11 protein-coding genes are annotated in these 23,762 nt (G+C 65.3%); 7 read left to right on the top strand and 4 right to left on the bottom strand.

Annotation, left to right across the window (positions count from 1 at the left end; all coding sequences use genetic code 11):
* Nucleotides 1–290: 290 nt before the first annotated feature.
* The 6 genes from FYK34_RS16310 to FYK34_RS16285 all read left to right on the top strand — a co-directional run bounded on the left by FYK34_RS16310 (nucleotide 291) and on the right by FYK34_RS16285 (nucleotide 16,774).
* Nucleotides 291–10,433, top strand: coding sequence for an Ig-like domain-containing protein (locus FYK34_RS16310; protein ID WP_456236751.1), 10,143 nt, complete (start codon nucleotides 291–293; stop codon nucleotides 10,431–10,433).
* A gap of 102 nt (nucleotides 10,434–10,535) precedes the next feature.
* A complete protein-coding gene (locus tag FYK34_RS16305) occupies nucleotides 10,536–12,008 on the top strand; it encodes a TolC family protein (RefSeq protein WP_231137296.1) in 1,473 nt (490 codons plus the stop codon).
* Nucleotides 12,009–12,031: 23 nt separating this feature from the next.
* A complete protein-coding gene (locus FYK34_RS16300) occupies nucleotides 12,032–12,754 on the top strand; it encodes an efflux RND transporter periplasmic adaptor subunit (RefSeq protein WP_231137295.1) in 723 nt (240 codons plus the stop codon).
* 2 nt (nucleotides 12,755–12,756) lie between these two features.
* The gene (locus tag FYK34_RS16295; protein WP_149298217.1) at nucleotides 12,757–14,085 is read left to right on the top strand and encodes an efflux RND transporter periplasmic adaptor subunit; all 1,329 of its coding nucleotides are present in this window, start codon (nucleotides 12,757–12,759) and stop codon (nucleotides 14,083–14,085) included.
* 38 nt (nucleotides 14,086–14,123) lie between these two features.
* The gene (locus FYK34_RS16290; protein WP_231137294.1) at nucleotides 14,124–16,196 is read left to right on the top strand and encodes an HlyD family efflux transporter periplasmic adaptor subunit; all 2,073 of its coding nucleotides are present in this window, start codon (nucleotides 14,124–14,126) and stop codon (nucleotides 16,194–16,196) included.
* Between the two features lie 50 nt (nucleotides 16,197–16,246).
* A complete protein-coding gene (locus FYK34_RS16285; protein WP_149298215.1) occupies nucleotides 16,247–16,774 on the top strand; it encodes a GNAT family N-acetyltransferase in 528 nt (175 codons plus the stop codon).
* Between the two features lie 37 nt (nucleotides 16,775–16,811).
* On the opposite strand, the gene FYK34_RS16280 is transcribed toward FYK34_RS16285, so the two are convergent.
* Both FYK34_RS16280 and FYK34_RS16275 read right to left on the bottom strand, forming a co-directional pair.
* Entirely contained in the window at nucleotides 16,812–17,147 is a 336-nt protein-coding gene (locus FYK34_RS16280) for a DUF6916 family protein (protein ID WP_149298213.1), read from the bottom strand.
* 76 nt (nucleotides 17,148–17,223) lie between these two features.
* Nucleotides 17,224–17,811 (bottom strand): phage tail protein, encoded by a 588-nt coding sequence (locus FYK34_RS16275; RefSeq protein WP_149298211.1) that lies wholly within the window; start codon nucleotides 17,809–17,811, stop codon nucleotides 17,224–17,226.
* A 230-nt stretch (nucleotides 17,812–18,041) separates the two neighbouring features.
* Between FYK34_RS16275 and FYK34_RS16270 the strand changes: the two genes are divergently transcribed.
* Nucleotides 18,042–20,306: a DNA internalization-related competence protein ComEC/Rec2 gene (locus FYK34_RS16270; RefSeq protein WP_149298209.1), complete on the top strand. Its 2,265-nt coding sequence runs from the start codon at nucleotides 18,042–18,044 to the stop codon at nucleotides 20,304–20,306.
* Here the strand turns inward: FYK34_RS16270 and FYK34_RS16265 are convergent.
* Complete coding sequence (locus tag FYK34_RS16265; RefSeq protein WP_149298207.1) at nucleotides 20,293–21,183, bottom strand: response regulator; 891 nt, start codon at nucleotides 21,181–21,183, stop codon at nucleotides 20,293–20,295. The two genes, FYK34_RS16270 and FYK34_RS16265, sit on opposite strands and share 14 nt — an antisense overlap.
* Nucleotides 21,158–23,755: an ATP-binding protein gene (locus tag FYK34_RS16260; RefSeq protein ID WP_149298205.1), complete on the bottom strand. Its 2,598-nt coding sequence runs from the start codon at nucleotides 23,753–23,755 to the stop codon at nucleotides 21,158–21,160. The genes FYK34_RS16265 and FYK34_RS16260 overlap by 26 nt, the downstream gene beginning before the upstream one ends.
* Nucleotides 23,756–23,762 lie beyond the last annotated feature (7 nt).

The following is a 23,762-nucleotide window of genomic DNA, read 5'->3' as shown; positions in this document are numbered from 1 at the left end:
TTGAAAACTGCCGCGAACGATACGGGATGCCGGAAAGGAGGGCAAGCCTGGGGCATGCGTTCGCATGACTAAGTAAATTTGCCTAAAGCCTATTTACGCACACGGCATTCCCATGCGGGGTGAAATAGTCTATGCCTTTAAGGTAGGCCTGCGTATTGGGCGGCTTACATATTGATCAGGCGCATCAGCGTGGGAGAACAGTCATGGCATGGTGGAAAACGGCAAAGCGGCAGCAATCCCCGCGCGCGGCGGCAAATCGTCTGTTTCTGCAGGCCTTGGAGCCACGCATGATGTACGACGGAGCCGTTGCGGCCACGGTAGCGCATGCCGTGCAGCATATCGGTGTCATGCACGAGGTATTGGATGCGTCTGCCCAGCCGCGGCATGGCGAGGCCGCCCATCCTCAGGCCGTTGCCAGCGCCACGCCGCCGGCCGCCAGCGAGGCCGCGCCAAGCGCGGTTGTCCAGCGCGACACCGGCCCGCATGCCAATGCCGCCAACGCGCCGCAAGTCGTGTTCATCGAGTCCAATGTCGCCAACTACCAGAGCCTGATCTCGCAGTTGTCGTCCAAATATCAAGTGGTGATTCTGGACAGCAGCAAGGACGGCCTGGCGCAGATCGCGCAATGGGCGCAGAGCCATAGCGGCTACGGCGCCATCCACATCATTTCCCACGGCCAGGAAAACGACCTGCAGCTGGGCACCACCGAGCTGACCACCGCCAATGTCGCCAGCCATCAGGCCGAGCTGGCTGCCATCGGCCAAGCGTTGCAGCCGGGGGGCGACATCCTGCTGTATGGCTGCGACGTGGCCGCCGGTACTGACGGCGCGGCGCTGGTCAACGCCATCGCCAGGGAGAGCGGCCGGGCGACGGCGGCCTCCACGGACGCGACCGGCGCCGCCAGTCTGGGCGGCGACTGGACGCTGGAGTACGCCACCGGCAAGCTGCACGTGGCCGCGCTGGATCTGCCGGGCTATCACGGCCTGCTGACCCAGCCCACTTCCGGCACCACCAGTTTTGACTCGTTGGACGGCTCCACCACCGTGGTGCCCACGGGCAACGCCACGCTGACGGTAAGCAATTACCTTGGCTGGAATTTCACGATGAACATGAACTCGAACAGCGATGGCCAGAACGAGATGATCATCGTCGAGAAAGATGGTTCGAGCTCCACGGAAACGGTGGACGCGCTGAGCAACGGCGTCAAGCAGATCAATTATTTCTCGGTCAAGCCCAACGATGGCAGCCTGTTCACGCTGAACTCCATCACGGTGGTGATCAACGGCTACGACTCCACCTTCAACGGCGGCACCATGCAACTGGTGGGCTATCTGAATGGTTCAGCGGTGGCCGGCGCTACCTTGAGCCAGAGCGTCAGCGACATCGACAACGACGGCTCGCCGGTCACTTTCAGCGTGTCCAGCAACAGCAATTTCGTCGGCATCGACTCCTTCCGCGTGATCGCGGCCAACGGCCACAACGTCACCGGCCTGGTCGGCATCGGCGCCATCAACGCCACCAACTTCCACTTCCCCGGGCCGACATTGACCGCCAGCGGCGGCAGCAGCGCCTATAGCTCCGGCACCGGCACGGCTGTGACGGTGGACGGCAGCATGTCGCTGAGCGATACCGCCGCCTCGACCCAGACCAGCGCCACGGTGTCGATCACCGGCAACTTCCACAGCGCCGAGGACACGCTGGCCTTCACCAACGATGGCAGCACCATGGGCAATATCAGCGGCAGCTACAACAGCGGGACCGGGGTGCTGACGCTGACCTCCAGCGGCTCCACCGCCACCAACGCGCAATGGCAGGCCGCCTTGCGCGCGGTGACCTATCAGGACACCTCGCTGTCGCCCAATACCAGCACCCGCACCATCAGCTTCGCCATTACCGACGCCAGCAGCAACACCAGTTCCACGGTGACCAAGACCGTCAGCGTGGCGGCGGACAGCGCGCCGGTGATCAGCAACCTGAACGGCGACAGCAACACCTATTACGCCGGCGGCAGCGCGGCGAGCCTGGATACCGGCACCGCGGCCACGGTCAGCGACAGCGACACCACCAGCTTCAACGGCGGCAACGTGACCGCCCACTTCTCCGCCAACGGCCAGAGCGGCGAAGACGTGCTGGGCATCAGCACCGCCGGCACGGTGACGCTGTCCAGCGGCACCAGCGTGGGCAGCACGGTATCGGTGGGCGGCGTGGCCATCGGCACCATCGCCACCAATGGCGACGGCGTCAGCGGCCATGATTTGATCGTCACCCTGAACAGCAACGCCACCGCCTCCAGGGTGGGCACGCTGGTCACCGCGCTGACGTACAGCGACAGCGCTATGGGCATACCCAACACCTCCACCCGCACCATACAGGTGACGGTCAACGACGGCCGCGGCGCCACCAGCAGCGCCTCCAGCGTGACCATGGCGGTGAGCGCCGCGCCGGTGCTGGCGGATGGCGGCGGCAGCGCGGCGTTCACGGCCGGCGACAACGCCACCTCCACGCCGGTGGCGGTAGACAGCGCGATTACCGTCACGGACAACGCCAGCTCCACGCTGGCCAGCGGCACGGTGTCCATCACGGGCAATTTCCACAGCAGCGAGGATGTGCTGGCCTTCACCAACGACGGCAGCACCATGGGCAATATCAGCGGCAGCTACAACAGCGGCACCGGGGTGCTGACGCTGACTTCGGCCGGCGGCACCGCCACCTTGGCGCAATGGCAGGCGGCGTTGCGGTCGGTGACCTACACCGACAGCGCGGTGACGCCCAACACCGCCACCCGCACTGTCAGTTTCCAGGTGACAGACGGCAGCAGCAATAGCAGCGCGGTTTTGACGCGGACGGTGACGGTGGCGGCGACGGACCAAACGCCGCTGACCACCACCAGCGGCGGTAGCGCGGCGTTCACGGCCGGCGACAACGCCACCTCCACGCCGGTGGCGGTGGACAGCGGCCTCACGGTATCGGACCTGGACAACGCCACCCTGTCCAGCGCGACGGTGTCGATCACCGGCAACTTCCACAGCGGCGAGGACGTGCTGGCCTTCACCAATAGCAGCGCGGTGACCTACGGCAACATCACGGCGAGCTACAACAGCGGGACCGGGGTGCTGACGCTGACCTCCAGCGGCTCCACCGCCACCGTGGCGCAATGGCAAGCCGCGCTGCGGGCGGTGACCTACACCGACAGCGCGGTGACGCCGAACACGGCGACGCGGACGGTGAGCTTCGCGGTGAGCGACGGCACCAAGACCAGCAGCGCGGCGACGCGCACGGTGACGGTGGCGGCGACGGACCAGACGCCGCTGACCACCACCAGCGGCGGTAGCGCGGCGTTCACGGCCGGCGACAACGCCACCTCCACGCCGGTGGCGGTAGACAGCGGCCTCACGGTATCGGACCTGGACAACGCCACCCTGTCCAGCGCGACGGTGTCGATCACCGGCAACTTCCACAGCGGCGAGGACGTGCTGGCCTTCACCAATAGCAGCGCGGTGACCTACGGCAACATCACGGCGAGCTACAACAGCGGGACCGGGGTGCTGACGCTGACCTCCAGCGGGTCGACGGCGACGGTGGCGCAATGGCAGGCGGCGTTGCGGGCGGTGACCTACACCGACAGCGCGGTGACGCCGAACACGGCGACGCGGACGGTGAGCTTCGCGGCGAGCGACGGCACCAAGACCAGCACGGCGGCGACGCGCACGGTGACGGTGGCGGCGACGGACCAAACGCCGCTGACCACAACCAGCGGCGGCAGCGCGGCGTTCACGGCCGGCGACAACGCCACCTCCACGCCGGTGGCGGTGGACAGCGGCCTCACGGTATCGGACCTGGACAACGCCACCCTGTCCAGCGCGACGGTGTCGATCACCGGCAACTTCCACAGCGGCGAGGACGTGCTGGCCTTCACCAATAGCAGCGCGGTGACCTATGGCAACATCACGGCGAGCTACAACAGCGGCACCGGGGTGCTGACGCTGACCTCCAGCGGCTCCACCGCCACCGTGGCGCAATGGCAAGCCGCGCTGCGGGCAGTGACCTACACCGACAGCGCGGTGACGCCGAACACGGCGACGCGGACGGTGAGCTTCGCGGTGAGCGACGGCACCAAGACCAGCAGCGCGGCGACGCGCACGGTGACGGTGGCGGCGACGGACCAGACGCCGCTGACCACCACCAGCGGCGGCAGCGCGGCGTTCACGGCCGGCGACAACGCCACCTCCACGCCGGTGGCGGTGGACAGCGGCCTCACGGTATCGGACCTGGACAACGCCACCCTGTCCAGCGCGACGGTGTCGATCACCGGCAACTTCCACAGCGGCGAGGACGTGCTGGCCTTCACCAATAGCAGCGCGGTGACCTACGGCAACATCACGGCGAGCTACAACAGCGGCACCGGGGTGCTGACGCTGACCTCCAGCGGGTCGACGGCGACGGTGGCGCAATGGCAGGCGGCACTGCGGGCGGTGACCTACACCGACAGCGCGGTGACGCCGAACACGGCGACGCGGACGGTGAGCTTCGCGGTGAGCGACGGCACCAAGACCAGCACGGCGGCGACGCGCACGGTGACGGTGGCGGCGACGGACCAAACGCCGCTGACCACAACCAGCGGCGGCAGCGCGGCGTTCACGGCCGGCGACAACGCCACCTCCACGCCGGTGGCGGTGGACAGCGGCCTCACGGTATCGGACCTGGACAACGCCACCCTGTCCAGCGCGACGGTGTCGATCACCGGCAACTTCCACAGCGGCGAGGACGTGCTGGCCTTCACCAATAGCAGCGCGGTGACCTACGGCAACATCACGGCGAGCTACAACAGCGGGACCGGGGTGCTGACGCTGACCTCCAGCGGGTCGACGGCGACGGTGGCGCAATGGCAGGCGGCGCTGCGGGCAGTGACCTACACCGACAGCGCGGTGACGCCGAACACGGCGACGCGGACGGTGAGCTTCGCGGTGAGCGACGGCACCAAGACCAGCACGGCGGCGACGCGCACGGTGACGGTGGCGGCGACGGACCAAACGCCGCTGACCACAACCAGCGGCGGCAGCGCGGCGTTCACGGCCGGCGACAACGCCACCTCCACGCCGGTGGCGGTGGACAGCGGCCTCACGGTATCGGACCTGGACAACGCCACCCTGTCCAGCGCGACGGTGTCGATCACCGGCAACTTCCACAGCGGCGAGGACGTGCTGGCCTTCACCAATAGCAGCGCGGTGACCTACGGCAACATCACGGCGAGCTACAACAGCGGGACCGGGGTGCTGACGCTGACCTCCAGCGGGTCGACGGCGACGGTGGCGCAATGGCAGGCGGCGCTGCGGGCGGTGACCTACACCGACAGCGCGGTGACGCCGAACACGGCGACGCGGACGGTGAGCTTTGCGGTGAGCGACGGCACCAAGACCAGCACGGCGGCGACGCGGACGGTGACGGTGGCGGCGACGGACCAAACGCCGCTGACCACAACCAGCGGCGGCAGCGCGGCGTTCACGGCCGGCGACAACGCCACCTCCACGCCGGTGGCGGTGGACAGCGGCCTCACGGTATCGGACCTGGACAACGCCACCCTGTCCAGCGCGACGGTGTCGATCACCGGCAACTTCCACAGCGGCGAGGACGTGCTGGCCTTCACCAATAGCAGCGCGGTGACCTACGGCAACATCACGGCGAGCTACAACAGCGGGACCGGGGTGCTGACGCTGACCTCCAGCGGCTCCACCGCCACCGTGGCGCAATGGCAAGCCGCGTTGCGGGCGGTGACCTACACCGACAGCGCGGTGACGCCGAGCACGGCGACGCGGACGGTGAGCTTCGCGGTGAGCGACGGCACCAAGACCAGCAGCGCGGCGACGCGGACGGTGACGGTAGCGGCGACGGACCAAACGCCGCTGACCACCGCTACCAGCGGCAACGGCACGTACACCATCGGCAGTACGCCGACTCCGGTTGTGGTGGACAGCGGCCTCACGGTGTCGGACCTGGACAACGCCACCCTGTCCAGCGCGACGGTGTCGATCACCGGCAACTTCCACAGCGGCGAGGACGTGCTGGCCTTCACCAATAGCAGCGCGGTGACCTACGGCAACATCGCGGCGAGCTACAACAGCGGCACCGGGGTGCTGACGCTGACTTCCAGCGGGTCGACGGCGACGGTGGCGCAATGGCAGGCGGCGCTGCGGGCGGTAACCTTTAACGACACCTCCGGCTCGCCCAACACGACTACGCGCGTGATCAGTTTCGTGGTTAATGATGGCGTGAAAAACAGCTCGACCGTTACGCGCAGCATCGCTATGCAGTTGCCGACACCAACGGTCACAGGTCTAACGGCTGGGACGGACACTGGCTCCAGCAGCAGTGACGGTATCACCGGCAACAATACGCCGACAGTGACAGGCACCGCTGTAGCGAACAGCACGGTGACGATTTATGTAGACAGCGTGTCGGTGGGGACTACCACGGCTAACGGCAGCGGAGCCTGGAGCTATAACTTTACTTCCAGTCTGAGCGATGGCGGCCACGCCATCACGGCTATGGCCACCAGTGGCAGTGTGAACAGCAGCGTGTCTTCCGCTTATAACACCACCATTGATACGGCCGCGCCCAGCACGCCGGTGGTGAGCGGGCTGACGGCCGCTACTGACACTGGCGCCAGCAGCGCGGACGGCATCACCAGCAACAACACGCCAACTTTGCAAGGCACGGCGGAAGCCAATAGCACGGTGACGGTGTATGTCGACGGCACGGCGGTGGGCACCACCACGGCCAACGGCAGCGGGGCGTGGAGCTACAGCCTGACGAGCAGCTTGGCGGACGGCAGCCACAGCATCAAGGCGACGGCGACCGACGCGGCGGGCAATGTCAGCGGGCAATCCACGGCGTACAGCACCACCATTGATACGGCGGCGCCTAGCGCGCCGACAGTGAGCGGGCTGACGGCCGCCACCGACACCGGCGCCAGCGGCACGGACGGCATCACCAGCAACAACACGCCAACTTTGCAAGGCACGGCGGAAGCCAACAGCACGGTGACCGTGTATGTCGACGGCTCGGCGGTGGGTACCACCACGGCCAATGGCAGCGGGGCGTGGAGCTACAGCCTGACGAGCGCGCTGGCGGACGGCAGCCACAGCATCAAGGTGACGGCGACCGACGCGGCGGGCAATGTCAGCGGGCAATCCACGGCGTACAGCACCACCATTGATACGGCCGCGCCCAGCACGCCGGTGGTGAGCGGGCTGACGGCCGCCACCGACACCGGCGGCAGCAGCACGGACGGCATCACCGGCAACAACCGGCCAACGGTACAAGGCACGGCGGAAGCCAATGGTACGGTGACGGTGTACGTCGATGGCACGGCGGTGGGCACCACCACGGCCAATGGTAGCGGGGCGTGGAGCTACAGCCTGACGAGCAGCTTGGTGGACGGCAGCCACAGCATCAAGGCGACGGCGACCGACGCGGCGGGCAACGTCAGCGGGCAGTCGACGGCGTACAGCGTGACCGTGGACACCGGCTCGCCGAACGCGCCGTCCGGCCTGGCGTTGAGCGCGGCGTCGGACACGGGCTCCAGCAGCACGGACGGCATCACCGGCAACAACCGGCCGACGGTGACCGGTACGGCGGAAGCGGGCAGCACGGTGACCGTGTATGTGGACGGCGCGGCGGTGGGCACGGCCACGGCCAATGGCAGCGGGGCGTGGAGCTACAGCCTGACGAGTGCGTTGGCGGACGGCAGCCACAGCATCAAAGCGACGGCGACCGATGAGGCGGGCAATGTCGGCAGCCAGTCCGCGGCTTACAACATCACCGTGGACACCGGTTCGCCTGCCGCCCCATCCGGCCTGGCGCTGAGTGCGGCGTCGGACACGGGCGCCAGCAGCACGGACGGCATCACCGGCAACAACCGGCCGACGGTGACCGGCACGGCGGAAGCCAATAGCACGGTGACCGTGTATGTCGACGGCTCGGTGGTGGGTACCACCACGGCCAATGGCAGCGGGGCGTGGAGCTACAGTCTGACGAGCAGCTTGGCGGACGGCAGTCACAGCATCAAGGCGACGGCGACCGACGCGGCGGGCAACGTCAGCGGCCAGTCCACGGCGTACAGCGTGACCGTGGACACCGGTTCGCCTGCGGCCCCATCCGGCCTGGCGTTGAGCGCGGCGTCGGACACGGGCTCCAGCAGCACGGACGGCATCACCGGCAACAACCGGCCGACGGTGACCGGCACGGCGGAGGCCAACAGCACGGTGACCGTGTATGTGGACGGCGCGGCGGTGGGCACGGCCACGGCCAATGGCAGTGGGGCGTGGAGCTATAGCCTGACGAGTGCGCTGGCGGACGGCAGCCACAGCCTCAAGGCGACGGCGACCGACGCGGCGGGCAACGTCAGCGGCCAGTCGACGGTGTACAGCGTGACCGTGGACACCGGTTCGCCTGCCGCCCCATCCGGCCTGGCGCTGAGCGCGGCGTCGGATACGGGCGCCAGCAGCACGGACGGCATCACCGGCAACAACCGGCCGACGGTGACTGGCACGGCGGAAGCCAATAGCACGGTGACGGTGTACGTCGATGGCTCGGCGGTGGGCACCACCACGGCCAATGGCAGCGGGGCGTGGAGCTACAGCCTGACGAGTGCGTTGGCGGACGGCAGCCACAGCCTCAAGGCGACGGCGACCGACGCGGCGGGCAACGTCAGCGGCCAGTCGACGGCGTACAGCGTGACCGTGGACACCGGTTCGCCTGCCGCCCCATCCGGCCTGGCGCTGAGCGCGGCGTCGGATACGGGCGCCAGCAGCACGGACGGCATCACCGGCAACAACCGGCCGACGGTGACCGGCACGGCGGAAGCCAATAGCACGGTGACCGTGTATGTCGACGGCTCGGCGGTGGGCACCACCACGGCCAACGGCAGCGGGGCGTGGAGCTACAGCCTGACGAGCAGCTTGGCGGACGGCAGCCACAGCCTCAAGGCGACGGCGACCGACGCGGCGGGCAACGTCAGCGGCCAGTCGACGGCGTACAGCGTGACCGTGGACACCGGTTCGCCTGCCGCCCCATCCGGCCTGGCGCTGAGCGCGGCGTCGGATACGGGCGCCAGCAGCACGGACGGCATCACCGGCAACAACCGGCCGACGGTGACCGGTACGGCGGAAGCGGGCAGCACGGTGACGGTGTATGTGGACGGCTCGGCGGTGGGTACCACCACGGCCAATGGCAGCGGGGCGTGGAGCTATAGCCTGACGAGCAGCCTGGCGGACGGCAGCCACAGCATCAAGGCGACGGCGACCGACGCGGCGGGCAATGTCGGCAGCCAGTCCACGGCTTACAACATCACGGTGGATACGAGCGCGCCGCAGGTGCAAAGCTTCACGGCGACCAGCACGCTAAGCACCTCTTCCAGCACGTTGTCTTACCAAGTGGTGTTCACCAAACCCTTGGCATCGTTCACTGCCAGCGATCTGAGTGTGCTGACCAGTGGCAGCGCGCACGGCACAGTAGCGAGCGTGACTCAGGTCAATGCGACAACGTATACCATCCAGTTGACGGGCGTGGGAGGGGACGGGGCGCTGTCGGTTGCGTTGAAGAACGGTACGATAGCCGATACGGCGGGCAATACTTTGTCCGGCACGCCGACTGTGCCGTCTTACCAGGTGTTCACGCCGGTAGTGACCACCAGCACCGTGACGCCGGTCACGGTGACCACTACGCCGATCTTCACCAACACCATCCAGTTGCCGCCCATCACGCCTAATATCGTCTTGGCGGCGGTCAGCGGCAATCCCGTCGTCACGACATTGAGTGGCAACGCGCTGACTGCCACTACTCAGACGACTGTGTTTACGCCTACGACAGGGCTTGGGACGGGAATCGGCTCTGGCATCGCGACGCCGACTTTCGGCACCAGCGGCAATGTCAATGGCTCCGCGCCCAGTTTCATCAGCAATACCAGCAGCAATCCGACCATCGCTTTGCAAGTCAATCCGGATCTGGGCGTACGGCCCATGGTCACCGGCCAGTCGTTCTCGATCGCCTTGCCGCCGGCCACCATCATCACGCGCGAGTCTTCGGCCAATCTGAGCATCAACGCGCGGCAGAGCAATGGTCAGCCTTTGCCATCATGGTTGAAGTTTGATCCGGCATCGGGACGTTTCACCGGGCAGGCGCCGGCTGGATGGAATAAGCCGATTTCTATCGATATCCAAGTGCAGGATAAGAGCGGCCATCAAGGCAGCAGCCACATCCAGTTGAACTTTGGTTCGAGGGCAAACACGGCACCCAACGGCAATATCCCATCTGGCAGCCGTGCGGAGGCGAGGTCTACAGGCAAGTTGGCCTTGAGCCAGCAGTTGGAAAATCATGGACACAAGGATTTCCTGCAAAAGGTACAGGCGCTTTTGGAGGGGGATGTGCAAGTGTAAGCCATGCCAGCGGCAAGAAGCGCAGGGAGACACTGTCAATTTCAAATGCAAGGGGGCAGCATGGAATATACAGATCAATCCAGCATATGGGGCGCACGGCTGATGTCGTTCGCCGTTGCGGTGGCGCTGACCGGGTGTGCGGTAGCGCCGCAACCCTTGAGCGTGGCCGAGCGTCAGTCAATCTTGGCGGCGGATCGCCAGATGATGTTTGGCAGCCAGGAGCCGTTGACCAAGCCCGTGACGTTGCAGGAAGCAATGGCGCGAGCGATGAAGTACAACCTGGATTACCGCGTCAAGTTGATGGAAGAGGCGCTGGCGCAACGCCAGCTGGACCTATCCAGCCTGGATATGCTGCCTAGGCTGGCGCTGGCGGCAGGGTACACCTCCCGGAACAAGGACAATGCCTCGTCATCGCAAAACGTGGCCACCGGCGAGCAATCCTTGGTGCCCTCCATCTCCAGCGAAAGGCACGACAGTACCGCCGATCTGAGTTTGAGCTGGAACGTGCTGGACTTTGGTGTCAGCTATTACTCGGCGCAGCAGCAGGCTGACAGAGTGCTGATCCTGGAGCAGCGCAAACGTAAGGTAGCGCAGCAGTTGATGCAGCAGGTAAGGGAGGCCTGGTGGCAGGCCGTCGGCGCCCAGCGTTTGCAAGGGCGGGTGGATGCCTTGCTGAAACAGGCGGAAGCCGCCTTGGAGGACGCTCGGCAAGTTGAGCAGCAGAAATTGCGCGCGCCGCTGGATGCGCTCAATTATCGCCGCCAGCTGCTGGATGTGATCAGGCAGATGAGCGCGGTGCGCAACTCTCTGTCGCAAGCCAAGCCCAGGCTGGCTGCCATCATGAACGTGGCGCCGGGCCAGCCCTTCCTGGTGGCGGTGCCGGATAATATGCCTGTGCCGTCGCTAGGCCTTCCTGTAGACAAGATGGAGGATATGGCCCTGCTGAACCGGCCGGAGGTTGTCGAGGCCGATTACGGCAAGCGCATCGGCGCGTTGGAAACACGCAAGGCCATCGCCAAGCTCTTGCCGGGCTTGGAGTTCAGCGTCGGACAGCACTACGACAGCAATAAATTCCTGATCAACAACGCGTGGAGCGATGCCGGCCTGCGCATCAGTTGGAACCTGCTCAACCTGTTCAGCGCCGGATCCATCACGCGGGCGGCGGAGGCGCAGAAGCAGGTAGGCGATGCGCAGCGTCTGGCACTGAATATGGCGGTACTGACCCAAGTTCATGTCGCATACTTGGATTTCAATGGCAAGGCGCGGCAATATGAGCTTGAGCATGAATTGAACAGCGTGGATCAAGCCATCTATGAACAGACGCGAAACGCGGTAGACAGCGGGGCATCGGCCCGTCTGCAAGGCATCCTGGCGGATGCCAATGCCGTTTTTTCGTCCTTGCGGCTGTATCAGTCTTATGGCGACCTGCAAAATGCTTATGGCCTGATGGGGGCCAGCCTGGGGCTGGATCCTTTGCCAGCATCCACCAGGGGATATGACTTGGTTTCCTTGAGCCAGGCCTTCCAGGGTGCGGAGAGCCGGTGGCAGGGGACCGTGGCGGGAGGCAAGCAATGAGACGGGCTTGCTGGAGTCTGTTCATGGTTTGGACCTTGGCCTGCGGCGCGGCGATGGCGGCTCAGCCCGCCGGGTCGGCCGTCAATGCCGCCGATGGGCGCATCCGCGTGCAATTGATGTCGCGCCACGCGGTGACTTTGTCTGGTGAGATCGCTGCCAAGATATCGGCCTTGCCGGTGGTGGAGGGCGGCAGTTTCCGCCGCGGACAACTACTGGTGGAGTTTGACTGCAGCAGTTACCGCGCGCAGTTGCGCAAGGCCCAGGCTTCGCTGGAGGCGGCCAGCCAGTTGTTGAAGGTGAACAATCAGCTGGCTAAGTACAATTCAGTTGGCATGCTTGAGCTGACCCAGGCGCAAGGCAAAGCCAAGGAGGCGGCCGCGGATGCCAGCTACGCGCAGACGCTGGTCTCCAAATGCAGCATCGTCGCTCCGTTCGATGGACGGGTGGCCAGACGCAGCGCGGCCGTGCACCAATACGTCAATCCCGGCAGTCCGATTCTAGACATCGTCGATGCGGATGCGCTGGAGCTGCGCATGCTAGTCCCGTCCAAGTGGTTGGCGCAGCTGCAGCCCGGACGTCGTTTCAGCGTCACGGTGGATGAGCTGGGCGCAACCTTCCCTGCACGGATTGAGCGGCTTGGGGCGCAGATCGATCCTGTCAGCCAGTCCATCCTGGCCATCGGCGTCATAGAAGGCAAGGCGCCGAATTTGTTGCCAGGCATGAGCGGCTGGGCGAGCTTCAAATAAGCATGGGACACGTTGATCGTAGCCGGGAGTTGGCCACGTTGCTGCAGCTGCTGCATCGCGCGCGGGAGGCGGAAAGCCCGGCGCGGCTCGGTTTTGTCATGAGCAATGAAACGCTGCAGCTCATTCCCTATCGCCAGGCGGCTTTTTGGCGCGAAGGGTTGCACAGCCATGTCGCTACCTTGTCCGGGCTGGCGGAGCCAGACCCGGTGGCGCCGTATCCACAGTGGCTAGCCGGCCTGTTTCGTCATTTGCGGCCTCGGGCCGACGAAAGCGCGCTCAGCCGCTGCCTGGTTGCGGCGGATCTGCCGGAGGCGCTGGGAGATGAGTGGCCGCAATGGCTGCCAGAACATGCGCTATGGCTGCGACTGGACGAGCACGGCGCCTTATTGCTGGCCCGAGACCTGCCGTGGAGCGAGTATGAAATCCGTTTGGCTGAAGAGCTGGCCCATGGTTATGGCCACGCCTTGCGCCAGTTTGCGCCACGCAAGAACTGGAAGACGATGGCCGGCGAGTGGGTGCGCGCCGGGCCGCGTCGCCGACGGGCGCTATTGGCCATATTGCTGCTGGCATGCTTCCCGATACGCTTGAGCGTGTTGGCTAGAGCCGAGGTTGTGCCTAGCGATCCGGTTCTGCTGAGGGCGCCGGTTGCGGGGGTGATCGAAAAAGTGGCGGTTTTGCCCAACCAGCCAGTCAAGCGCGGCGCCGCCTTGTTTGATCTCGACTCTACGGTGCTGTCTGGCCAGTATGCCCTGGCCAAGGAGGAAGCACGGGCGGCAGAGGAAAGTTTTCGCGCCAGCGCCCAATTGGCTTTGACCGATGACAAGGGCAAGCTGGCGCTGGCCCAGGACAAGGCCAGGGTCGAAGAAAAGGATATCGCGGCCGAATTCACTGGGCGGGAACTGCGGCGCATGCATGTCGCGGCGCCGGCGGACGGCGTCGTGGTATTTTCCGACCGCAACGATTGGCAGGGCAAGGCGGTGGCGCAGGGGGAAAAGGTGATGACCCTGGCAGACCCGTCCAAGGTGGAGCTGACGGCTTGGCTGCCCGCGGCGGAGGCAATCGCCCTGGAGCCGGGCAGCCAAGTCACGCTGTATCCCAACGGCTCGCCTTTGCATTCCTATGATGCGGTGCTGCAACGTGTGGCTTACAAGGCGGAGGTAGGAGAGGGCAATTTGCTTGCCTATCGCCTGCAAGCGAAGTTCGCCGACAAGCAGCACCTGCCCCAGTTGGGACAGATGGGTACCGCCAGGGTTTATGGCGATTGGGTTCCGCTGTGCTATTACGCCTTGCGCCGGCCGCTGACGGCTGCGCGGCAATGGCTGGGGTGGTGAGCATGGAGGCGCGCGCACTCCCTCCGCTGAGGCAGGAATTGACGCTGCACGCAGGCCCGTTGCAAGCGGATGGTTCGCCAAGCTGGATGTTGCACGACCCGGCCGCCAACCGCTTTTATCAACTGGGCTGGGCAAGCTTTGAAATGCTGTCGCGTTGGTCGCTGGGCAGCGGGCCGGCCCTGCTGGAGGCGGTCAATGCCGAAACCACCTTGCAACTGAATGTGGATGATCTGCGGCAGTTATTGCTCTTCCTGCAGCGACATCAGCTGCTGCAGGCCGGCGGCGCCGCGGAGAGTGACTGGCTATGGCAGCTGCGGCAGGCTGGCAGGCCTGGCTATGCCATGTGGTTGTTGAAGAATTATCTGTTTTTCCGCATCCCGCTGGTCAAGCCAGAGGCCTGGCTGAACCGGGCCTTGCCTTGGTTGAGCTGGTTGTTTCGGCCGGTTTTCTGGTGGTTGATGGGCGCGGTGGCGCTGAGTGGCCTAGTGATGGTGTCGCGGCGCTGGGATGAGTTCACGCATACCTTTTCAGACTATGGCGGTTGGACGGCGGCATTGGGTATCGCCGTCTCCTTGGGGGTGGCCAAGCTGTTGCATGAACTGGGCCATGCCTTGACGGCGCGTCACCTGGGGTGCCGGGTGCCGGCCATGGGGGTCGCTTTCCTGGTGATGATGCCCGTGCTGTACACCGACACCAATGACGCGTGGAAATTGCCTTCTCGGCGCCATCGCCTGCTGATCGGCGCGGCGGGCATGTTGGCGGAGCTGACCCTGGCGGCCTGGGCCACGCTGGCGTGGAACTTTCTGCCCGACGGTCCCTGGCGCGCCGGCGTGTTTCTGCTGGCCACCACCACCTGGCTGGCGACGCTTGCGCTGAATTCCAGCCCCTTCATGCGCTTTGATGGTTATTTCCTGTTGGCGGACTGGCTGGGAGTGCCTAATTTGCATGAGCGGGCCTTTGCCCTTGCGCGCTGGCAGCTGCGAGGCTTTTTCCTGGGGCTGGATGATCCCGTGCCGGAATATTTTCCCGCGGCCAGGCAGCGCGGGCTGATTCTGTTCGCATGGGCAACTTGGCTATACCGCTTGGTGTTGTTCACCTCCATCGCCTTCCTGGTCTACCACTTGTTCTTCAAGGCTCTGGGGATCTTGCTGCTGATGGTGGAGCTGGGATGGTTCATTGTCCGGCCCATCGCCGGAGAGCTGCGGGTGTGGTGGCGTCGGCGCGACGAGCTGCGCTGGCAAGCGGAGACCCAGCGCAGCGCCGCGGTGCTGGTTTTGGGGCTGCTGTTCCTGATTCTGCCGTGGCAGAGCGATATCGCCAGTCCAGCGGTGATGGGCGCCGCGCAATCCCAGGCGCTGTATGCGCCTGAAGCCGCCGAAGTCGCCGAAGTCGTGGCCAAGGATGGCCAGAGCGTGCATGCGGGCCAGCTTTTGGCCCGGCTGAACTCTCCTTCGCTGATGGAGCAATTGCTACGGGCGCAGGCCATCGAGAGAGGCTTGGCTTGGCAGGTGGCGCAGCAGCCTTTCAACAGCGATCTGCAGCGGCAAGGGCAAACTTTGCAGAAGCAATGGCTGGCGGCGCGGCAGCAGGTGGAGGCCCTGTCGCAGCAGGAGGAGCGGCTGCGGCTGGTGGCGCCGTTTGACGGGCGGGTGGCGGATGTCAGCGACGCGTTGCGCCAGGGCACCACGGTGGCGGCTGGCGAGCGATTGCTGCAGATCGTAGGACCCCGCGGCATGCGCGGCGATGCGTTCGTGGACGAGGATGAGCGGCTACGTCTGGTGCGGGGCGGAGAGGCCACTTTCGTCGCGAATAACGGAGCTGGCAAGCGCATTTCCTGCAAATTGGGCGCAATCGACCGCTTGAACCTGGCAACGCTAGACGAGCCGCTGCTGGCCTCGACTTATGGCGGTCCTATTCCGACTGAGGCGCGCGATCATGGCCTGGTGCCACTGCATGCCCTGTTCCGGGTCCGCCTGGTGGAATGTGACCGGCCGGCGGCTCCTTGGAGCGAGATGGCCGGCGTCGCGCGTTTGCATGGTGAACACTACAGCCTGCTGCAGCGAGGCTGGCGCCAGCTGATGGTGGCGCTGGGTCGCGAGGCGGGGCTGTGATGCGGGCACGGTTTTCATTCCAATGATGCGCACGTTCATAAGGAGAGCGCATGTCTGCCGAACTTAATTTTTCCTCCCTGGCGCACGGCCTATCCTTGCGGCCGGCGCGTGCCAGCGATGAGGCGTGCATCGCGCGCATTTACCGCAGCGCCAGGCCGGATCTGCAATGGATAGCCGGCGAAACGGAGCTGATCGAATCCGTCCAGCGACAGCAATTGCAGGTGCTGCAGCTGGGAACCGGCACCCACTACCCCAACGCCATGCACTTCATGGTGGAGAAGGCCAGCGCCACGGTGGGCGTGGTGATGGTGGATTTCGGGCATAACGAAGTACGGGTGATTTTCTTGGCCATGCTGCCTGAGGCGCGTGGGCAGGGGTATGGCAGGGTGGTGTTACAGGGGTTGCAGCAGGCGGCGCAGCAGGTCCGCTGTCCCCTGGCCGCCGTGGTTTGGCATACCAATGGGGAGGCTCGCCGTTTGTATCAATCTCTGGGCTTTGTTTTGGAGGAGGCTGGCTCGATGGCGGACAAGTTGATTTGGCATCCAGCGGCTGCCCGCATCATGGTGGGGGCCGGCTGAGCATGCTCATGGACGGGATTGTGTGCCCGTCCGCGGCCTAATTGAATGGCAACTGGAAGTAATACAGGCTGCGGTCACGTCCCATGGCGCCGGTACGGCTGATCCAGACGTCCTCCAGCACGCGTTCTGGTTGCGTGCCCGATGCCGGCAGCCGTAGACGGCCTACCGCGTCCACCAGCTGGGTGGTTTCGCTGGCGACCAGCTCCACGACGAAAGGCATCCGTTGTTCCGTTTCCCACCCAGGGACCTGCGATAGCGGTTTGTCGCGGACGGCCTGAATGCGCAATTCGATTTCCGCTTGTTGCGGGGCCTGGAAGCGGCAGGCTTGGCCGATAAGCGGCTGGAAGTCTTCGCTCCGGAGGGTGTTCAGCATGGCGGGCTCCTCTGTGGATTGCTTCTCATGATTCGGCGGGCGGCAGATCACATCCGCCGCGCCGTCCTGGAGTCGGCTATTGCCGCGTGGGGAAGAGGCCCTGCACCGCGATACAGAAATTGAGCGCGAGATAGGGGTTCAATACGCTGACAGGCGTGTTGCCGCCGGCTACATCGGTGTTGCCGCTCAGACCCAAGCCCTTGACGGTGACCGGGCTTTCCAACTGCTGGCTCCAGATGGTGGCCAGGCCGGTGCCGCCGCCGGATGCGCCCAGATAGGGGTTGCTGGCGCTGGGCGAGCTGGCCGGCGTGGTCGGGTTGGGTATGGTGCTGGCTTGAAAGCTGACATTGACGGCGGAGGTGCCGTGGTTGTGTATCGGCATATTCGCGGTCAGCAGCGCCACGGTTTGCTGGCCGCCGAAGTTGCCCACCGTGTAGGAGGGCAGGTTATAGGTAGGTTGGGCCGGGCCTGCGCTGATAGGCATCCGTCCGCACAGATTGGGCAGCTGGAAGGTGGTGCTGCCATTGCCGCCGTAATGGCTGCCAATGACGGCGAATAATGCCTGGTTTTGGCTGACTTGCAGCGTCTGGCCCTGGCATTGCGCCCAGTCCACCGGGGGGTAGTCAAAGGCAAAAGGGATAATGCTGCCGATATAAGCTTCCACGTTCGCTCCTTCGTCAGATGATCCCGTCGGCGGGATGCCGGCAGGGTGTGAAACACCACATCACTGACATAGGTTTAGCCCATGAAGACCTGAATTCAATTGTCTTTGTCATTAAATATGCTAAGTAATTCCACCTAGCCATTTAAGGCTTGCGGATTTGTCGCGGCTTGCTGTCAAGCCAGCATGGCGCGGCCGGATTCACCAAGGAGGCGTCAGGCGTGCCAGTCTTGATGGGATGGGTCGCGGGCATTGTGCTTTGTGCCTTTCTGCCGCAGCTACCGGAGACGGCCTGGTGGGCGGCGCCGGCGGTGGGCGCCGGAGGGGGAGCGATGCTTGCGAGGCCGCGCTGGCGTCCATGGCTGGCGGTGTTGCTGTCTTTTTGTCTGGGCCTGGGCTATGCGGTGGAGCGGGCGCAAGCGCGGCTGGAGCAGGCTTTGGAGGCGTCTTGGGCGCAGCGGCCCGTGGATTTCATCGCCACGGTGCGCGGCTTGCCGATTCCGGGTGACTTTGGGGTGCGTCTGACGTTGGAGGTCGAGCGCGTGTTGACGGCCGGCGCGCGCTTGCCGCCACGTGTCCAGCTGTTTGACTATCGGAAGCGGGACTGGCCGTCGGGCAGCCGTTGGCGACTGGACGCGCGTTTCAAGCCTCGGCATGGCAGCGCCAACGCCTTTGGCTTCGACGCGGAACAGTGGTCGTGGGCAGAGGGCGTGCTGGCCACGGGTTCCGCCGGCAAAGAGAGGATGCCTCTTGGTCGGCGCGCCGACCTGATGGCTTGGGTGGATGGCTGGCGCGCGGGGCAGGTGGCGCGGATGGAGCGGGTGTTGGGGCCGGGCCGAGAGTCCGCCTTGCTGGCGGCGTTGACGGTTGGCGCGCAGCAAAAGGTGGCGCGTGAGGATTGGCGGCGGTTTGCCGCGACGGGCCTGACTCATATCGTGTCGATTTCCGGCCTGCATATCACCATGCTGGCAGGCTTGGCCGGATGGGTTTGCGCCAGCGTGTTGCGGCGCTGGCCCCTGAGTCGATCGCCGCGGGTGGCCGCCGTCACGGTGGCCTGGGTGGCCGCGGCCGGCTATGCCTTGCTGGCAGGTTTTTCCGTGCCGACCCAGCGCACCCTGTACATGCTGTTGGCTGGCGGTCTTTGCTTGCTGCTGCGGACCTCGCTGACCCCGTTCCAGGCGTGGTGGCTCGCCTTGGCGCTGGTGTTGTTGCTGGATCCCTTCTCGGCGCTGACGCCGGGCTTGTGGTTGTCGTTTGGCCTGGTGGCGGCGTTGATGCTGAGCTCTCTGGCGCGGCGCCGTCCCGCCGCGGCATGGCGCAGCGCCCTGGGCGGGCAGTGGGCTGCCACGGTGTCCAGCCTGGTGCCCTTGGCCGCTTGGTTTGGCGGTTTCCCCTGGCTATCGCCGCTGGCCAATGCCTGGGCCGTCCCTTTTGTCAGCATGTTGCTGACGCCGATCGCGCTGGCGGCGGTGCTGCTGCCTTGGGACGGGTTGCTGCCGCTTGCCGCATGGCTGGCCAAAGGGTTCTATTGGGGCGTCGATTGGATGGCGAATGGGCCGGCATGGCATGTTGCCGGCCCGCCGGGGCCGCTGCTGGCGCTGGCGGCATTCGGCAGCGTCTGGTTGCTCATGCCGCGCGGGGTGCCGGGCAAGGCCATGGCCGGGTTGTTGCTGTTGCCCGCGCTGCTGTATCGGCCGCCGGCGCCGGCGCCGGGCGCGTTTCGCGCCACGGTGCTGGATGTGGGCCAGGGGCTGTCCATGCTGGTGCAGACGGCAAACCACGCGCTGTTGTTTGACACTGGGGCGGGTGAGGCGGAGCGGGTCGTGCTGCCCCAGTTGCGCGGCCTGGGCGTGGCGTCGCTCGATGCGCTGGTATTGTCCCACCACGATGCCGATCACGACGGCGCGGCTAGCGGACTCTTGCGCAGCCTGCCGGTACGCCGGCTATTGGCTGGCCAGCCGGCGACGCTGCGTCCCTGGCCTGCCCACGCCTGTCGGCAGGGTGAGAGCTGGGTGTGGGACGGGGTGCGTTTTGAGGTGCTGGGGCCGCCGGCAGACGTGGCCGGTGCGGAGGACAATGCGCAAAGTTGCGTGTTGCGCATCGCCGGCGCCCGGCTTGCCTTGTTGGTCAGCGGGGATGCGCCCCGCCGCGTGGAGGAGGCGTTGGCGGGGCGGTTTGGCGATCAGCTGCGCAGCGCGGTGCTGGTGGCGGGGCACCATGGCAGCCGCACATCGACCGGGGAGCGCTGGCTGAGCGTCGTGCGGCCGCGGCTGGTGGTGGTGAGCGCTGGTTTTCTGAATCGATATCGTCATCCCCACCGCGAGGTGCTGCAAGGCGTGCACGCGCACGGCGCGGCCTTGCTGCGCACGGATCTGGACGGCATGCTGACCTTGGAGATGGCGGACGACGCGCCGAGCTGGCAGTGCCTGCGGCGGCAACGGCCGCGCTACTGGCGCGCGCGCGGTGTTTGCGCCGACGCGGCGTCTATTCCTGATTGACGATGGCGACCACGCGATTGCCCTTGCCTTCGTAGTGCACCTGGTCGAAAGACAACTTGCGAGCAATCAGGATGCCGCGGCCGTGGCAGTTCATCAGGGAGGTCGGTTCGGCGTTTTCGTAATAGGCCCAATCGAAGCCATCGCCCATGTCCTCGATGGCGAATCTGAGTTGCCCGTTTTCCAGACCGAACTCCACCGATACCAGGCGTTCTTGGTATTGGGGCATCTGCAGTCGGGATTCCAGTTCTTTTTCCCAGGTGCCGGCGGCGATGAGCTGGCTTTTTTCCTCGTAGCTAATGCCCAGATTGCCATGTTCGATGGCGTTGACCAGCAGTTCGAACAGGCCGGTGGCCACGCGCTCCGGTTGACGGCTGGTCTTGGCCAGCAGCGCGGTGATCGCCTGCGCTTCGCGGTGGGTGCGGCAGCGGAAGCGGGCGCTTTGCAGGTGTTTCAGCGCGTCGACATGCAGATTGGCCAGTTCGCGGAAGTGGGCGTAGCGGTCCCAGTGGCCGACGGCCGCGCCGACGATGGCCAGCAGCATGTCGCGCGAGAACGGTTTGGTCAGGTAGTAGAAAGCGCCGGCGGCCAAGCCCTCCTGCACGCTGGAGGCGCCGCCCATGGCCGTCTGCATGATCACCGGCAGGAATTCCAGCCGCGGCTCGGCCTTGATTTTCTTCAGGACGTCGAAGCCGCTCATGCCGGGCATCATCTTGTCCAGCAGGATGGTGGAGAACTGCTCTCCTTCGCGTTGCAAGATGTCCCAAGCGGTCTCGCCGTTTTCCGCCAGCCGGGTTTCATAGCCGGCGTCTTCCAGCAGCTCGGACATCAACTCCAGGTTGAATGGCTCGTCGTCAACGAGCAGCAGCTTGTGAGGCATCAGAGGTTCCCTCCTCTAGGTTCCGCGCGTGCTGTCGCGGAATGCGGAAAGTGAAGGCGGCGCCGCCCTCCGGCCGGTTTTGCGCGCTGATGCGGCCATGGTGGGCATGGATGATTTCGCGACTGATCGCCAGCCCCAGGCCGGTGCCGCCGGCGCCGGTCTTGGTGGCGCTGCTCTGGATGAACTTGTCGAAAATCGTTTCCAGTTCCTTTTCCGGAATGCCGGGACCGGCATCCTCTACACTGACAATGGCCCATTCCTGGCCGTCCTGCTCGGTCAATTTTCCCTGCACCAGGATTTCCGAGCCTGGCGGGGTGAACTTGACTGCGTTGGACAGCAAGTTGCGGATGACCTGGCCGATGCGGAAGGGATCGATATCGGCCACCAGCAGCTCCGGCTGGCACTCCAGCTGGATATGAATCTGGCTGCGGCTGGCCAGCGGCGTGATTTCCTCGCAGGCTTCCCGCAGGCATTGGCTGAGGCTGTTGCGGCTGATGGCGTAGTCCATGCGGCCCACTTCCATCTTGGCCATGTCCAAGAGGTCGTTCAGCAGGGTCAGCAGGCGGTTGCCGCTGGCGTTGATGCGGCCGAAGTATTGCTCGAGCTTGGCGTCGCCCAGGCTTTGCGCGCGCAGCTGCCCCATTTCTGTGAAGCCCAGGATGGCGTGCAGCGGGGTGCGCAGCTCGTGCGACATATTGGCCAGGAACTCGGTCTTGGCGCGGCTGGTTTCCTCGGCCAGGATCTTGGCCCGGCGCAGCGTATCTTCAACCGTGCGTTGCGCCGAGATATCCTGATATACCCAGATGGTGCCAAGCTTGGGCACCGAGGGATTGACCGCCCTGCCGTGCAGGCGGCACCAGAACAGACGGCCATGGCCGGTGCGCAGCCGGACTTCAATCTGCACCACCTTGCCGTCGTTGAGCAGGCTGTACAGGGCCTTGCCTGTGCGTTCCCATTGGTCGGGATTTTCGAAATAGGGCAGGGTGGGCTGGCCGATCACGTTGCGGCCCTGCTGCTGGAACAGCTCGAGGAAGGCGTTGTTTACTTGGCGCAGATGGCGGTCCACGATGTAGGCCATGGCCAGCGGGCTGGCGTCCAGCAGCGCCGCCAATTGGCGGCTTTGCACCTCCACTTGCTCTTCCAGGCTGTTCTTCAGCCGGATCAGCGCCTCTTCTTGCGCCTTGCGCTGGCTGATGTCGCGGCAGACCGTGACGTAAAACCAGTCGTCCGGCATGATCACGCGGCTGAGCGACAGTTCGACAGACAATAATTGGCCATCGCTGCGCAGCAGGGTGGATTCAAAGGGGCGGCCTTCGTGCAGCTGCGCGATCTGTTCGAAGGCCTGATTGCGGTTGCGGCTGTACAGCTCCGGAAACAGCACGCCGGCCGGCAGGTTTTCCAGCGAAACGGCGCTTTGCTCGACCAGCCGCGCCGCGGCCGGATTGGCTTGCAGGATGTGGCCGACGCGGTCGATCAGGATGATGGCGTCGGAACTGGCTTGCAGAATAGCGCGTTGGCGGGCCTCGCTCTGCGCCAGCGCCTGCTCGGAAAGTTCGCGGTCGGCGATTTGTTGCTGCAGGGTCTGGGTGTTCTGCTCCAGCAATTGTTGCTGGAGCAGCAGTTGATCGCCAAGCCGTTTATTGAGCCCATTCTGGCGCTGCTGCATCAGCAGGAGCAACGCCAGGATGCCGGCGGTGGCGGCCAGTACGGACCAGGCGGACGGCGTCAGCAAGGGATGGATGGGCTCCAGCGCGTAAGCGCCCAGCAGCAGTTCATTGCCGCCCACCGTGGTGCGGCGCGAAAAAATCGGCGCATCGGTCGGAATGGGCCGCCCCGGGACCGAGTCCAGCAGGGGGATGTCCGGCCGATTCTGGTTCCAGACCAAGAGTCGGACGTGGCGCAACGGCGTGTCGGCCATCATGGCCTCGCCCATGGGCTGGGTCAGCCGTTCCGGCCGCAGGTTCAGCAACAGCAAGGTATGGTCGTCGCCCAGCCGGGTGACGATGTCCAGCCGGGTGACGCCATTGGCGGCAGTTTGGCTGGGCAGCAGCATGGGTTGGTCGCTGCGCCTCGCCAGGTCAAGCAGCCACTTGGTATCGCCCTGGTGGCTGAGGTCCAGCCCCAGCGGCAGCGCATTGCCGTCGTCCGGCAGATAGCTGGCTACCGGGTAGTACTGAACCTGCGTCGGGCATGGTTGCAGGCGCTGATTTTGCAGATAGCGGATGCTGCCGGCGATGCGGTTTTCAAAGGCATCGCGCTGTTTCTGCTCTACCAGCAGCACCGTGCCGATCCCGGCAAACACTCCGTCCTCGTGCACGACGCGGCGGGCCAGATCCTGAAAGGCGTGGCTCTGATCGCCGGCCAGCAGTTGCTCCGCCATGATCCGGGAGTGCTCAAGGGCATCGCCCAGCTGCAGCATGACCAGCGTGGTGGCCAGGGCGCCCAGGTGTTCCTGCTGCCGCTGGCGTTCGCTGCGGTCGTGTTCCAGCAGCAGCCAATACTCGACCAACAGCAGGGCAGCGCACAGCGCGATGCCCAGCAGCAAGGTGGTGAGGCGGTTCAGCCGCGGCATGGGCGTC

The organism is Chromobacterium paludis (assembly GCF_008275125.1).
GTDB lineage: Bacteria > Pseudomonadota > Gammaproteobacteria > Burkholderiales > Chromobacteriaceae > Chromobacterium > Chromobacterium paludis.
This window is presented reverse-complemented; position numbering and strand designations above follow the sequence as displayed.